Origin of the sequence: Denitraticella aggregata, assembly GCF_048158365.1 — a bacterium.
Lineage (GTDB): Bacteria > Pseudomonadota > Gammaproteobacteria > Burkholderiales > Rhodocyclaceae > Azoarcus_F.
The window spans coordinates 85,545-98,630 of record NZ_JBLLNL010000002.1; the positions used below are offsets into that span (position 1 = coordinate 85,545).

Genomic DNA, 13,086 nt, shown 5'->3' on the forward strand with positions numbered 1-13,086 from the left:
GTGCGGACGACGTCATGTTGCAAAGCACAAAAATCGTGTTTTGTGATGTGGATAAAAAATCGATCTGACACGGGGTAGCGCGATGCTGGGAAGTTATTTTCCTGTTCTGATGTTCATCCTCGTGGGGCTCGGCTTCGGTTTCGTGCCGCTGATCCTGGGTCGCCTCCTTGCGCCCCATCGCCCCGACGGCGAAAAGCTCTCTCCTTACGAGTGTGGTTTCGAGGCGTTCGAAGACGCCCGCATGAAGTTCGACGTGCGCTACTACCTCATCGCCATTCTGTTCATACTGTTCGATCTGGAGATCGCCTTTCTGTTTCCATGGGCGACCGTGTTTCAGGAGTTCATCGCGGCCGGCGAAGTGGCATGGTTCGTGTTCGGTTCGGTCATGGTGTTTCTGGCCGTGCTGGTCATCGGCTACATCGTCGAGTGGAAGAACGGCGCACTCGACTGGGAGTAAGGTATGAGCATTGAAGGGGTGTTTCGCGAAGGGTTCGTCACCACTTCGCTTGATGCGGTCATCAACTGGACCCGCACTGGGTCCCTGTGGCCGATGACCTTCGGTCTGGCCTGTTGTGCGGTCGAGATGATCCATGCGGGCTGCTCCCGGTACGATCTCGACCGCTTCGGGGTGGTGTTTCGCCCTAGTCCGCGCCAGTCCGACCTGATGATCGTCGCCGGCACGCTGTGCAACAAGATGGCGCCGGCACTGCGCAAGGTCTACGACCAGATGGCCGAGCCGCGCTGGGTGATCTCGATGGGGTCCTGCGCCAATGGCGGGGGTTACTATCACTACTCCTATTCGGTGGTCCGCGGCTGCGACCGCATCGTGCCGGTCGATGTCTATGTACCCGGCTGTCCCCCGACGGCCGAAGCGCTGCTCTACGGCATCATCCAGCTGCAGAACAAGATCAAGCGCACCAACACCATCGCGCGCTGACGGGGTCCATTCATGAGTGCAAAGCTTGAACGTCTGGTCCAGTTGCTCCGGGAGCGCTTCGGAGACGACCTGCTGTCGGTCGTGACCGACCGGGGTGAAGTGACCATCGAGGTCGCGGCGGATCGCTACCTGTGGGTGGCGCAGACGCTGCGCGATCAGCCGGAGCTGGGGTTCGAGGAGCTGATGGACCTGTCGGGGCTGGACTATTCGACCTACAGCAACGGCGAACGCGGCGGGCTGCGCTTCGCCGTATCGGTTCATCTGCTGTCGATTACGCACAACTGGCGTCTGCGCCTGCGCACCTATGCGGTCGAGGAGGCCTTCCCGGTTCTCGATTCGCTGGTGTCGGTCTGGTCGAGCGCGAACTGGTTCGAACGTGAGGCGTTCGATCTGTACGGCATCATGTTCAGCGGCCATCCCGATCTGCGCCGCATCCTGACCGACTACGGGTTCGTCGGCCATCCGTTCCGCAAGGATTTTCCGATCTCAGGCTATGTCGAGATGCGTTACGACCCGGAGGCCGGTCGGGTGGTCTATCAGCCGGTCACCATCGAGCCGCGCGAGACCACGCCGCGCATCGTTCGCGAAGAGAACTACGGGGACGTCGGCCATGGCTGAGATCCGCAACTACACTATCAACTTCGGCCCGCAGCATCCGTCCGCGCACGGTGTGCTGCGACTGGTCCTTGAACTCGACGGCGAAGTCGTCGAACGCGCGGATCCGCATATCGGTCTGCTCCACCGCGGCACCGAGAAACTCGCCGAGACCCGCACCTGGGTGCAGTCCGTCCCCTACATGGATCGACTCGACTACGTGTCGATGATGTGCAACGAACATGCTTACTGCATGGCAATCGAGCGGCTGCTCGGTATCGAGGTCCCGGAGCGCGCGCAATACATCCGCGTGATGTTCGACGAGGTCACCCGCATCCTGAACCACCTTCTCAACATCGGCACCCATGCGCTCGACATCGGCGCGATGACGATGGTGTTGTACACTTTCCGGGAGCGCGAGGACCTGATGGATGTGTATGAGGCGGTGTCGGGTGCGCGCATGCATGCCGCTTACTACCGCCCGGGCGGGGTCTATCGCGACCTGCCAGACCGCATGCCGCAATACGAGGTCAATCGCTTCAAGAACGAGAAGCTGGTGCGCGAGCTGAACGAGACGCGTCAGGGTTCGCTGCTCGATTTTCTCGAGGACTTCACTGACCGGTTCCCCAGATACTGCGACGAGTACGAGACACTGCTGACCGACAACCGGATCTGGAAGCAGCGCACCGTCGGGATCGGCGTGGTCACACCGGAACAGGCGCTGGCCTGGGGCTTTTCCGGGCCGATGCTGCGCGGTTCGGGCATCGCTTGGGATCTGCGCAAGAAGCAGCCCTACGAGGTCTACGATCGGCTCGATTTCGACATCCCGGTCGGCAAGACAGGCGACTCTTACGATCGCTACCTTTGCCGGATGGAGGAGATGCGGCAGTCCAACCGCATCATCCGTCAGTGCATAGACTGGCTTCGCAACAATCCGGGGCCGGTGATCGTGGACAACCACAAGGTGGCCCCGCCGCCGCGCGAGAAGATGAAAGCGAACATGGAAGAGCTGATTCATCATTTCAAGCTCTTCACCGAAGGCATGCATGTACCGGAGGGCGAAGTCTATGCGGCCATCGAACATCCCAAAGGGGAGTTCGGCGTGTATGCGGTGTCGGACGGTGCCAACAAGCCTTACCGCATCAAGCTCCGGGCCCCGGGCTTCGCACATCTTGCGGCCATGGACGAAATCGCGCGCGGCCACATGATCGCGGACGTCGTCGCGATCATCGGCACGATGGATGTGGTGTTCGGAGAGATCGACCGCTAAGGGCAGACCGGACAATACGGATCGCAGCTAATCGGGAAGACGGGCAAGACATGTTGAGTCAGGAATCACTGCAACAGATCGATCGCGAGATCGCGAAGTATCCGGCGGACCGCAAGCAGTCGGCGGTGATGGCTGCATTGCGGATCGCGCAGGTCGAGAAGGGCTGGCTATCGACCGAAACCATCGGCTTCGTGGCGGACTACCTCGACATGCCGGCGGTCGCCGCCTTCGAGGTCGCGAGCTTCTACAACATGTACGACCTGGAGCCGGTCGGCCGCCACAAGATCACGATATGCACCAACCTGCCGTGCGCGTTGTCGGGGGGCGTGCATGCTGCAGACTACCTCAGGGACAGGCTCGGCATAGGCTTCAACGAGACCACGCCCGACGGCAGGTTCACGTTGAAGGAAGGCGAGTGCATGGGGGCCTGCGGCGATGCGCCAGTGCTGCTGGTGAATAACCACCGTATGTGCAGCTGGATGACGAAGGAGAAGATCGACCAGATGCTGGCCGATCTGGACACCAAATGAGCGAGCGCAATCTCATTCTTGCCGGCCTCGACGGCGACCGCAGCTGGCGCCTGGCAGACTACGTTGCCCGTGGCGGATATTCGGCGCTCAGGCGGCTGATCGACGACAAGGTTCCTGTCGATAACGTGATCGCCGAGGTCAAAACGTCGGTACTTCGCGGACGCGGCGGGGCAGGCTTTCCGACCGGCCTGAAGTGGAGCTTCATGCCGCGCGCCTTTCCGGGTGACAAGTATGTGGCGTGCAACTCGGACGAAGGCGAGCCCGGCACCTTCAAGGACAGGGACATCCTGCGCTACAACCCGCACAGCGTCATCGAGGGCATGGCGATCGCCGCCTACGCGATGGGTGCGACGCGCGGCTACAACTACATTCACGGCGAGATCTTCGAGATCTACCAGCGTTTCGAGGAGGCGCTGGACGAAGCGCGTGCAGCCGGTTTCATCGGCCAGAACATCCTGGGCAGCGACTTCTCGTTCGAACTTTTCGCGCATCACGGCTACGGCGCCTACATCTGTGGCGAGGAGACCGCGCTGCTCGAATCGATCGAAGGCAAGAAGGGACAGCCGCGCTTCAAGCCGCCTTTCCCGGCCAGCTACGGCCTGTACGGCAAGCCGACCACGATCAACAATACCGAGACCTTCGCGTCGATCCCGTTCATCATGAACATGGGCGGGGAAGGCTTCCTGGAGCTGGGCAAGCCGAACAACGGCGGGACCAAGCTGTTCTCGGTGTCCGGACATGTCAATCGTCCCGGCAACTACGAGATCGAGATGGGCACCCCGTTTGCCGAACTGCTCGAGATGGCCGGCGGCATGCGCGGCGGACGCAAGCTCAAGGGCGTGATTCCGGGTGGATCGTCGTCCCCGGTGGTGCCGGCCGACATCATGATGGACTGCACGATGGACTACGACTCGATCGCCAAGGCGGGGTCGATGCTGGGGTCCGGTGCGGTGATCCTGATGGACGAGACGACCTGCATGGTCAAGGCGCTCGAGCGCTTGTCGTACTTTTATTTCGAAGAGTCCTGCGGACAGTGCACCCCATGTCGCGAGGGCACTGGCTGGCTGTATCGCGTGGTCCACCGGATCGAAAACGGACTCGGTCGCCCGGACGACCTGGATCTGCTGAATTCGGTGACTACCAACATCATGGGCCGCACCATCTGCGCCCTCGGTGACGCCGCGTCGATGCCGGTGCAAAGCTTCATCAAGCATTTCGGTGACGAGTTCCGGTATCACATCGAGCACAAGAAATGTCTGGTGCCGCCTGAAGTGCAATACCAGGGAAGTCAAATCTACGTGAGCCCCTCATGCTAGAAATCGAAATCGACGGTAAGGCGGTGACAGTCGATGACGGTGTCACCGTCATGGAAGCCGCGAACAAGGCCGGAATCTACATCCCGCATTTCTGCTATCACAAGAAGCTGTCGATCGCGGCCAACTGCAGGATGTGTCTGGTGCAGGTCGAGAAGGCGCCGAAGCCGCTGCCGGCATGCGCGACGCCGGCGACCAACGGCATGAAGGTTTTTACCCGCTCCGAGCAGGCGATCAAGGCGCAGAAGGGGGTGATGGAGTTCCTGCTCATCAACCATCCGCTGGACTGCCCGATCTGCGACCAGGGCGGCGAATGCCAGCTGCAGGATCTAGCGGTCGGCTACGGCGCGAGCCAGTCCCGCTACGAGGAAGAGAAGCGGGTCGTATTCAACAAGAACCTCGGCCCGCTGGTGGCCACCGACATGACCCGGTGCATCAACTGCACCCGTTGCGTGCGTTTCACGCAGGAGATTGCCGGCGAGATGGAACTCGGCCAGGCTTTCCGTGGCGAGCACGCCGAGATCATGCCCTTCATCGAGAAGACGGTCGATTCGGAACTGTCCGGCAACATCATCGACCTGTGCCCGGTTGGTGCACTGACCTCCAAGCCCTTCCGTTTCGCCGCCCGCACCTGGGAATTGTCGCGACGCAAGTCGGTCAGTCCGCACGATTCGCTCGGCTCCAATCTGATCGTGCAGGTCAAGCATGACGTGGTCAAGCGCGTGCTGCCGCTGGAGAACGAGGCGATCAACGAGTGCTGGCTGTCGGACAAGGATCGTTTTTCCTACGAAGGGCTGAACAGCGATGATCGCCTGACCGCGCCGATGATCCGTCACGACGGCGAGTGGCGCGAGGTGGATTGGCAGGCGGCGCTCGAGTTTGCCGCCAATGGCATCCGATCGGTCCTCGGCGAGCACGGTCCGGCTGCGCTGGGCGCGCTCGGATCGCCGCATTCGACCGTCGAGGAACTCCACCTGCTGCAGAAGCTTGCCCGTGCGCTCGGCAGCGACAATGTCGATTTCCGCCTGCGTCAGTCGGATTTCGGTGCCGATGCGCTGCGGGCAGGAATTCCGTGGCTGGGCATGGACATCGATGCGGTCGGCACTCTGGACCGTCTGCTGGTGGTCGGCAGCTTCCTGCGCAAGGACTCGCCACTGCTGGCGCAGCGTGTGCGGCAGGCCGCCAAGCGGGGCCTGCGGGTCAGCGTCGTTCATCCGACTGCGGACGACTGGCTGCTGCCGATCGCGGCGCGCGCGCGGGTCGCGCCGTCCGCGATGGTCGGCACCCTGGTGCAGGTCGCTTTTGCGCTGGCCCAACTCAAGGACACCGCTGTCGATGACGCTTTCGCGACGTTGCGCCCGGAAGCGATTTCCGAGGACGCCCAGGCGATCGCGCGCGAACTCGCCGGCGGTCGCAAAGCCGCGGTATGGCTCGGCAATCTCGCGCAGCAGCATGCGCGTGCGGGTGAACTGATGACGGTCGCGCAGGAAATCGCGCGCCTGTCCGACGGTGTGTTCGGCGTCATCGGCGAGGCGGCCAACAGCGTCGGGGGATACCTCGCCGGTGCCGTGCCGGGTCGCGACGGACTGGATGCGAACGGGATGATCGCGTCGCCGCGCAAGGCCTATCTGCTGCTGAACGGCGAGCCGGATCTCGATTTCGCCGATGGCTTCGCGACCATGCGCGCTCTGGGCGATGCCCGCCTGGTCGTTGCGCTGTCGGCATTCTGCTCGCCGGCGCTGCTCGAAACGGCCGATGTGCTGCTGCCGATCGCGCCGTTCAGCGAAACCTCGGGCACTTTCGTCAATTGTGCCGGCATCGTGCAGAGTTTTGCCGCCGTCGCGCGGCCCCGGGGCGATACGCGCCCGGCATGGAAGGTCTTGCGCGTGCTCGGCAACCTGTTGTCGCTGAGCGGTTTCGACTACGAGGATTCGGAAGCGGTGGCGCGTGATGCGCTCGGGGCGAATCCGATCGAGCGCCTGAACAACCGTATCGACGGCCTGCCAATCGCGAATCACGTCGTCCAGGCCGGTCAGCTCGAACGTGTGGCGGACGTGCCGCTGTATTTTGCCGATCCTCTGGTGCGGCGCGCCGGTTCGCTGCAGCGCACCCGCGACGCCGCGGCGCCGGTTGCGCGGGTCAATCCGGCCACGCTCGCCGTGCTCGGTCTGGAAGGCGGCACGCGGGTGCGCTTGCGTCAGGGTGACGCGGCGGCGGAACTGACTGTCGTCGCTGACGACCGGGTCGCCGCCGACTGCGTGCGTGTCGCAGCCGCGCATCCGACCACCGCTTCGCTCGGTGCTTTGAGCGGACTGATCAGCCTGGAGCGTGTCTGATGGATGGAATGCTGCAACCCGTCGCCGAGTTCTTCGGTTGGGCCTGGGCGCCGCTGTGGGCGCTGGTCAAGATCTTCGCGATCATTGCGCCGCTGATGCTGTGTGTCGCGTACCTGACGCTGGCCGAACGCAAGATCATCGGCTTCATGCAGGTGCGGATCGGTCCGAACCGGGTCGGACCGGCCGGATTGCTGCAACCGATCGCCGACGGCATGAAGCTGCTGTTCAAGGAGATCATCATCCCGTCCGGGGCGAGCAAGGGCCTGTTCATTCTCGGCCCGGTCTTCGCGCTCGCGCCGGCGCTGGTCGCATGGTCCGTGATCCCGTTCTCGGAAGGGGTGGTGCTGGCCAACGTCAACGCGGGGCTGCTCTTTCTGCTCGCGGTCACGTCCCTGGAAGTCTACGGTGTCATAATCGCCGGCTGGGCTTCCAACTCCAAGTATCCGTTTCTCGGTGCCATGCGGGCCGCGGCGCAGATGGTGTCCTACGAAGTCGCGATGGGTTTCGCGCTGATCTGCGTGCTGCTGATCTCGGCCAGTCTGAACCTCAGCGACATCGTGCTGCAGCAGGGGCAGGGCCGTTTTGCCGACATGGGCCTGTCGGTGTTCTCTTGGAACTGGTTGCCGCTGTTTCCGATGTTCGTGATCTTCGTGATCTCGGGCATTGCCGAAACCAACCGCGCACCATTCGACGTGGTCGAGGGCGAGGCCGAGGTGGTCGCGGGTCACATGGTCGAGTACTCCGGCATGTCCTTCGCGCTGTTCTTCCTCGGCGAATACGCGAACATGATCCTGGTGTCGGTGATGACCGCCGTGCTGTTCCTCGGCGGCTGGCTGTCGCCCGTGGGTTTCCTGCCAGACGGGTTCCATTGGCTGGCGCTGAAGACCGCGTTCATCCTGTTCCTGTTCCTGTGGGCGCGTGCGACCTTCCCGCGCTTCCGTTACGACCACATCATGCGGCTGGGTTGGAAGGTATTCATCCCGATCACGTTGGTGTGGGTGATCGTCGTGGCAGTGTGGATGATGACCCCGCTGTCGATCTGGAACTGAGAGGCTCAAGATGGGTGCAAAGGATTACATCGGTAGCTTGTTCCTGAAGGAACTGGTCAAGGGCATGGCACTGACCGGGCGGCATCTGTTCGCCCGCAAGATCACCGTGCAGTTCCCGGAAGAGAAGACGCCGCAGAGCAACCGCTTCCGCGGCCTGCATGCGCTGCGCCGCTATCCTAACGGCGAGGAGCGCTGCATCGCGTGCAAGCTGTGCGAGGCGGTGTGTCCGGCCATGGCGATCACGATCGAGTCCGACCAGCGTGACGACGGCTCACGCAGAACGACCCGTTACGACATCGACCTGACCAAGTGCATCTTCTGCGGCTTCTGCGAGGAGGCCTGTCCGGTCGATGCGATAGTCGAGACGCGCGTGTTCGAATATCACGGCGAAAAGCGCGGCGACCTGTATTACACGAAGCAGATGCTGCTCGCGGTCGGGGACAAGCACGAAGCCCAGATCGCGGCGGACCGGCAGGCCGACGCGAAATATCGTTAAGGGGAAGGCGCCATCGGCGCCAGAGAGAATATGGAATTCAAGACCTTCGTCTTCTACGTGATGTCTGCGATCCTGATCTTCGCGGCCCTGCGCGTGATCACCGCCCGAAATCCGGTTCATGCCGCGCTGTTCCTGGTGCTGTCCTTCTTCAGCGCGAGCGGCCTGTGGCTGCTGCTCGAGGCGGAGTTCCTCGCGATCACGCTGGTGCTGGTGTATGTCGGGGCGGTGATGGTGCTTTTCCTGTTCGTCGTGATGATGCTGGACATCAACATCGAGCGCCTGCGGCAGGGCTTCTGGAGCAACCTCCCGGTCGCGGCGCTGGTCGGCGTGCTGCTCGTCGTGCAGATGGCGCTGGTGCTCGGCGGTAGCTATTTCGGCTACCAGGCGATGCCCGAGCCGCCGCCCGCGACCGAGGCATACAGCAACACCCGCGAGATCGGTCGCCTGCTATATACGGAATATGTGTACCCGTTCGAGTTGGCCTCGCTGGTGCTGCTGGTCGCGATGGTCGCCGCGGTTACGCTGACGTTGCGCAAGCGCAAGGGCAAGCACTATCTTAATCCGTCCGAGCAGGTCGGCGCCAAACGCGCGGACCGCGTGCGACTGGTGTCCATGCCGGCCGAGAAAGAATAAGAGTCACGACAAGAAATACGAACAGCCTCGGCGGGAAGCCGGGGCGACCAGGGAGTCTTGAATGCTGTCGCTTTCGCACTTTCTCATCCTGAGCGCGATCCTGTTCGCGATCAGCGTGGTCGGTATCTTTCTTAACAGGAAGAACCTGATCGTGCTGTTGATGGCGATCGAACTGATGCTGCTCGCGGTGAATATGAACTTCATCGCGTTCTCGCACTTTCTCGGTGATCTGGCGGGGCAGATCTTCGTTTTCTTCATCCTGACCGTCGCAGCGGCCGAGTCGGCGATCGGCCTCGCGATCCTGGTGGTGCTGTTCCGCAACCTGCGGACCATCCACGTGGATGATCTGGACAGCCTCAAGGGTTAACGACATGAAAGCGCTCTATCTCCTGGTTCCGCTCGCTCCCTTGCTCGGCGCCATCGTGGCCGGCCTGTTCGGCAAGGCCATCGGCCGCGCCGGCGCCCACATGGTCACCATCGCCGGTGTCGCGATCGCGTTCATCGCGTCGCTCGTGATCTTCCAGGACGTGCAGGCCGGCAACACCTTCGACGGTTCGATCTACGTGTGGATGGAAAGCGGCGGGCTGACCTTCGAGATCGGTTTCCTGATCGACCCGCTGACCGTGATGATGATGCTGGTCGTGACCTTCGTGTCGCTGATGGTGCATATCTACACGATCGGCTACATGTCGGAGGACCCGGGCTACCAGCGCTTCTTCAGCTACATTTCACTGTTCACCTTCTCGATGCTGATGCTGGTGATGTCGAACAACTTCCTGCAGCTGTTCTTCGGCTGGGAGGCGGTCGGCCTGGTGTCGTACCTGCTGATCGGTTTCTGGTATGACCGACCGACCGCGATCTACGCGAACATGAAAGCCTTTCTGGTCAACCGGGTCGGTGACTTCGGATTCCTGCTCGGCATCGGTCTGGTGGCTGCCTATGCAGGCAGCCTCAACTATGCGGAGGTGTTTGCCAAGGCCGGCGAACTGGCCGGCATGAACATGGCGGTGACCGGCTGGCCGCTGATGACCGCGATCTGCGTGCTGTTGTTCATCGGCGCGATGGGCAAGTCGGCCCAGGTGCCGCTGCATGTGTGGCTGCCCGACTCGATGGAAGGCCCGACCCCGATCTCGGCACTGATTCACGCCGCGACGATGGTGACCGCCGGCATCTTCATGGTGGCGCGCATGTCGCCGCTGTTCGAGCTGTCGGATGCGGCGCTGTCCTTCGTGCTCGTGATCGGCGCGACCACCGCGCTGTTCATGGGCTTCCTCGGTATCGTGCAGAACGACATCAAGCGCGTCGTGGCCTACTCGACGCTGTCCCAGCTCGGATACATGACGGTCGCACTGGGTGTATCGGCCTATTCGGCGGCGGTGTTCCATCTGATGACGCATGCGTTCTTCAAGGCGCTTCTGTTCCTGGGGGCGGGCTCGGTCATCATCGGTATGCACCACGACCAGGACATTCGCAACATGGGCGGCCTGCGCAAGTACATGCCGATCACGTGGATCACGTCCCTGCTCGGGTCGCTGGCGCTGATCGGCTTCCCGCTGTTCTCCGGCTTCTATTCCAAGGACTCGATCATCGAGGCGGTGCATGCGGCGAACATCCCGGGTGCGGGCTACGCATTGTTCTGCGTGATGCTGGGCGTATTCGTGACCGCGTTCTATTCCTTCCGCATGTACTTCCTGGTCTTCCATGGCGAGGAGCGCTTCGGCAAGGCACATCACGACCATCATGGTGATCATAACGACGAGGAACCGGCGTCCGACCATCACCACGGCCTCGCGCCGGGTCAGAAGCCTCACGAGTCGCCCTGGGTGGTGACGGTGCCGTTGATCCTGCTGGCCATCCCTTCGGTGCTGATCGGCTTCTTCACGATCGAGCCGATGCTGTTCGGGGATTGGTTCGGTAGCGCCATCCATGTCGCCGACAACCATGTCGGGCTGCGTGAACTCGAGGCCGCCTTCCACGGCGCGTTCGGCATGGCGCTGCATGGTCTGCAGACCGCGCCGTTCTGGCTCGCGATCGGCGGGGTCGCGCTGTCGTGGTTCTTCTACATGAAGCGTCCGGACATTCCGGCAGCGATCCAGCGCCGCTTCCAGCCGCTGCATACGCTGCTCGAGAACAAGTACTACTTCGACCGCTTCAACGAGGTGGTCTTCGCCGGCGGCTCGCGTCTGCTCGGTGCCGGATTGTGGAAGGGTGGTGACCGGGGTCTGATCGACGGCGTGATCGTCAATGGGTCGGCGCGTCTGGTCGGCTGGCTCGCGCAGCTGTCGCGGCTGTTCCAGAGCGGACATCTGTACCACTACGCATTCGCGATGATCATCGGTCTGTTCATCATGCTCACCTTCTGGTTCAACCTGGGCTGAGCGGCTTGAAACGAATCCTTCGTACCGAAAAACACGCCCTGCCGGGCGCACTGAACGGAAAGCAACAATGACGGGTATGCCACTTCTCAGCCTCGCGATCTGGATACCGATCCTGGGCGGACTGCTTGTGCTCGCCACGGGCTCGGACCGGAACGCGCCGCTTGCGCGGGGACTGTCCCTGGCCGTCGCGCTGCTCGGTTTCGCCGTGACCATCCCGCTGTTCGCGCTGTTCGATACCGGCACGAGCGCGATGCAGTTCCAGGAATACGCGTCGTGGATCCCGCGTTTCAACATCAACTACCACCTCGGCGTGGATGGCATCTCGATGCTGTTCGTGATCCTCAACGCCTTTATCACGGTGATCGTGGTGGCTGCCGGCTGGCAGGTGATCCAGGACAAGGTCGCCCAGTACATGGCGGCCTTCCTGATCATGTCGGGCCTGATGAACGGGATCTTCTCGGCCCTCGACGGTGTGCTGTTCTACGTGTTCTTCGAGGCGTCGCTGATCCCGCTGTACCTGATCATCGGTATCTGGGGTGGCGCGAACCGGGTCTATGCAGCGATCAAGTTCTTCCTCTACACGCTGGCGGGTTCGCTGCTGATGCTGGTTGCGCTGCTGTACCTGTTCATGCAGGCCGGGGGCAGCTTCAGTATCCTCGAATGGCACCAGGTGCCGCTGGGCATGAGCGCGCAGACCTATATCTTCTGGGCCTTCCTGATCGCATTCGCGGTCAAGGTGCCGATGTGGCCGGTCCACACCTGGCTGCCCGACGCGCACGTCGAGGCGCCAACCGGTGGGTCGGTGGTGCTGGCGGCGATCGCACTGAAACTCGGCGCCTACGGCTTCCTGCGTTTCTCGCTGCCGATCGTGCCGGATGCCGCGCAGGCGATGGCCCCGCTGGTGATCGCGCTGTCGCTGATCGCGGTGGTCTATATCGGCTTCGTCGCGCTGGTGCAGACCGACATGAAGAAGCTGGTCGCCTATTCGTCGATTGCGCACATGGGCTTCGTGACGCTCGGTTTCTTCATGTTCAACAGCCTCGGCATCGAGGGCGCGCTGGTGCAGATGATCTCTCACGGCTTCGTGTCGGGCGCGATGTTCTTCTGCATCGGGGTGCTGTACGACCGCATGCACTCGCGTGACATCGCGGACTATGGTGGCGTGGTGCGAACCATGCCCAAGTTCGCCGCCTTCTTCATGCTGTTCGCGATGGCCAACGCGGGTCTGCCCGGCACCAGCGGTTTCGTCGGCGAGTTCATGGTCGTGCTCGGTGCGGTGCAGTTCAACTTCTGGGTGGCCTTCGTCGCCGCGACCACGCTGATCCTCGGTGCGGCCTACACCTTGTGGATGTACAAGCGGGTGGTGTTCGGCAAAGTCGCGAACGACCATGTCGCGCAACTGACCGACATCAACGGACGCGAGTTCGCGATTCTGCTCGTGCTGGCGGCGTGCGTGCTGGCGATGGGCCTGTATCCGTTCCCCTTCACCGAGGTGATGCATGCCTCCGTCGATCAACTCCTGCGGCACGTTGCCGTGAGCAAGCTCTGAC

The 13,086-nt window shown here is 62.4% G+C and carries 13 protein-coding genes; all 13 read left to right on the plus strand.

Features of this window, described 5'->3' with window-relative positions; all coding sequences use genetic code 11:
* The first annotated feature begins 82 nt into the window (after nt 1-82).
* A complete protein-coding gene (ndhC, locus tag ACKVEX_RS03770) occupies nt 83-457 on the plus strand; it encodes an NADH-quinone oxidoreductase subunit A (RefSeq protein WP_473214357.1) in 375 nt (124 codons plus the stop codon).
* 3 nt (nt 458-460) lie between these two features.
* Entirely contained in the window at nt 461-937 is a 477-nt protein-coding gene (locus ACKVEX_RS03775) for a NuoB/complex I 20 kDa subunit family protein (protein ID WP_011765130.1), read from the plus strand.
* Between the two features lie 12 nt (nt 938-949).
* Nucleotides 950-1,555: an NADH-quinone oxidoreductase subunit C gene (locus ACKVEX_RS03780; protein WP_473214358.1), complete on the plus strand. Its 606-nt coding sequence runs from the start codon at nt 950-952 to the stop codon at nt 1,553-1,555.
* Nucleotides 1,548-2,801 (plus strand): NADH-quinone oxidoreductase subunit D, encoded by a 1,254-nt coding sequence (locus tag ACKVEX_RS03785; protein WP_473214359.1) that lies wholly within the window; start codon nt 1,548-1,550, stop codon nt 2,799-2,801. The genes ACKVEX_RS03780 and ACKVEX_RS03785 overlap by 8 nt, the downstream gene beginning before the upstream one ends.
* Nucleotides 2,802-2,851: 50 nt before the next feature.
* Nucleotides 2,852-3,331: an NADH-quinone oxidoreductase subunit NuoE gene (gene nuoE, locus ACKVEX_RS03790; protein ID WP_473214360.1), complete on the plus strand. Its 480-nt coding sequence runs from the start codon at nt 2,852-2,854 to the stop codon at nt 3,329-3,331.
* Nucleotides 3,328-4,647: an NADH-quinone oxidoreductase subunit NuoF gene (gene nuoF, locus ACKVEX_RS03795; RefSeq protein WP_473214361.1), complete on the plus strand. Its 1,320-nt coding sequence runs from the start codon at nt 3,328-3,330 to the stop codon at nt 4,645-4,647. Before nuoE ends, nuoF begins: the two co-directional genes overlap by 4 nt.
* Nucleotides 4,641-6,980 (plus strand): NADH-quinone oxidoreductase subunit NuoG, encoded by a 2,340-nt coding sequence (gene nuoG, locus ACKVEX_RS03800; RefSeq protein ID WP_473214362.1) that lies wholly within the window; start codon nt 4,641-4,643, stop codon nt 6,978-6,980. The genes nuoF and nuoG overlap by 7 nt, the downstream gene beginning before the upstream one ends.
* Nucleotides 6,980-8,029: an NADH-quinone oxidoreductase subunit NuoH gene (gene nuoH / locus ACKVEX_RS03805; RefSeq protein ID WP_473214363.1), complete on the plus strand. Its 1,050-nt coding sequence runs from the start codon at nt 6,980-6,982 to the stop codon at nt 8,027-8,029. Before nuoG ends, nuoH begins: the two co-directional genes overlap by 1 nt.
* Before the next feature lie 10 nt (nt 8,030-8,039).
* Nucleotides 8,040-8,525 carry an NADH-quinone oxidoreductase subunit NuoI gene (gene nuoI / locus ACKVEX_RS03810; protein WP_473214364.1) on the plus strand — a complete coding sequence of 162 codons (486 nt, stop codon included), beginning with the start codon at nt 8,040-8,042 and terminating at the stop codon, nt 8,523-8,525.
* A 30-nt stretch (nt 8,526-8,555) separates the two neighbouring features.
* Nucleotides 8,556-9,158 (plus strand): NADH-quinone oxidoreductase subunit J, encoded by a 603-nt coding sequence (locus tag ACKVEX_RS03815; protein WP_473214365.1) that lies wholly within the window; start codon nt 8,556-8,558, stop codon nt 9,156-9,158.
* Between the two features lie 61 nt (nt 9,159-9,219).
* The gene (nuoK, locus tag ACKVEX_RS03820; RefSeq protein WP_473214366.1) at nt 9,220-9,525 is read left to right on the plus strand and encodes an NADH-quinone oxidoreductase subunit NuoK; all 306 of its coding nucleotides are present in this window, start codon (nt 9,220-9,222) and stop codon (nt 9,523-9,525) included.
* A gap of 4 nt (nt 9,526-9,529) precedes the next feature.
* The gene (nuoL, locus tag ACKVEX_RS03825) at nt 9,530-11,536 is read left to right on the plus strand and encodes an NADH-quinone oxidoreductase subunit L (protein WP_473214367.1); all 2,007 of its coding nucleotides are present in this window, start codon (nt 9,530-9,532) and stop codon (nt 11,534-11,536) included.
* 67 nt (nt 11,537-11,603) lie between these two features.
* The gene (locus ACKVEX_RS03830) at nt 11,604-13,085 is read left to right on the plus strand and encodes an NADH-quinone oxidoreductase subunit M (RefSeq protein ID WP_473214368.1); all 1,482 of its coding nucleotides are present in this window, start codon (nt 11,604-11,606) and stop codon (nt 13,083-13,085) included.
* The last annotated feature ends 1 nt before the right edge of the window (nt 13,086 follow it).

Excerpts from the sequence above, each read along its gene's own strand:
- nuoF (WP_473214361.1), top strand. The coding sequence starts at position 3,328 with ATGAGCGAGCGCAATCTCATTCTTGCCGGCCTCGACGGCGACCGCAGC.
- nuoI (WP_473214364.1), top strand. The coding sequence starts at position 8,040 with ATGGGTGCAAAGGATTACATCGGTAGCTTGTTCCTGAAGGAACTGGTC.
- ACKVEX_RS03775 (WP_011765130.1), top strand. The coding sequence starts at position 461 with ATGAGCATTGAAGGGGTGTTTCGCGAAGGGTTCGTCACCACTTCGCTT.
- nuoH (WP_473214363.1), top strand. The coding sequence starts at position 6,980 with ATGGATGGAATGCTGCAACCCGTCGCCGAGTTCTTCGGTTGGGCCTGG.
- ndhC (WP_473214357.1), top strand. The coding sequence starts at position 83 with ATGCTGGGAAGTTATTTTCCTGTTCTGATGTTCATCCTCGTGGGGCTC.
- ACKVEX_RS03830 (WP_473214368.1), top strand. The coding sequence starts at position 11,604 with ATGACGGGTATGCCACTTCTCAGCCTCGCGATCTGGATACCGATCCTG.
- ACKVEX_RS03815 (WP_473214365.1), top strand. The coding sequence starts at position 8,556 with ATGGAATTCAAGACCTTCGTCTTCTACGTGATGTCTGCGATCCTGATC.
- ACKVEX_RS03785 (WP_473214359.1), top strand. The coding sequence starts at position 1,548 with ATGGCTGAGATCCGCAACTACACTATCAACTTCGGCCCGCAGCATCCG.
- nuoE (WP_473214360.1), top strand. The coding sequence starts at position 2,852 with ATGTTGAGTCAGGAATCACTGCAACAGATCGATCGCGAGATCGCGAAG.
- nuoK (WP_473214366.1), top strand. The coding sequence starts at position 9,220 with ATGCTGTCGCTTTCGCACTTTCTCATCCTGAGCGCGATCCTGTTCGCG.
- ACKVEX_RS03780 (WP_473214358.1), top strand. The coding sequence starts at position 950 with ATGAGTGCAAAGCTTGAACGTCTGGTCCAGTTGCTCCGGGAGCGCTTC.
- nuoL (WP_473214367.1), top strand. The coding sequence starts at position 9,530 with ATGAAAGCGCTCTATCTCCTGGTTCCGCTCGCTCCCTTGCTCGGCGCC.
- nuoG (WP_473214362.1), top strand. The coding sequence starts at position 4,641 with ATGCTAGAAATCGAAATCGACGGTAAGGCGGTGACAGTCGATGACGGT.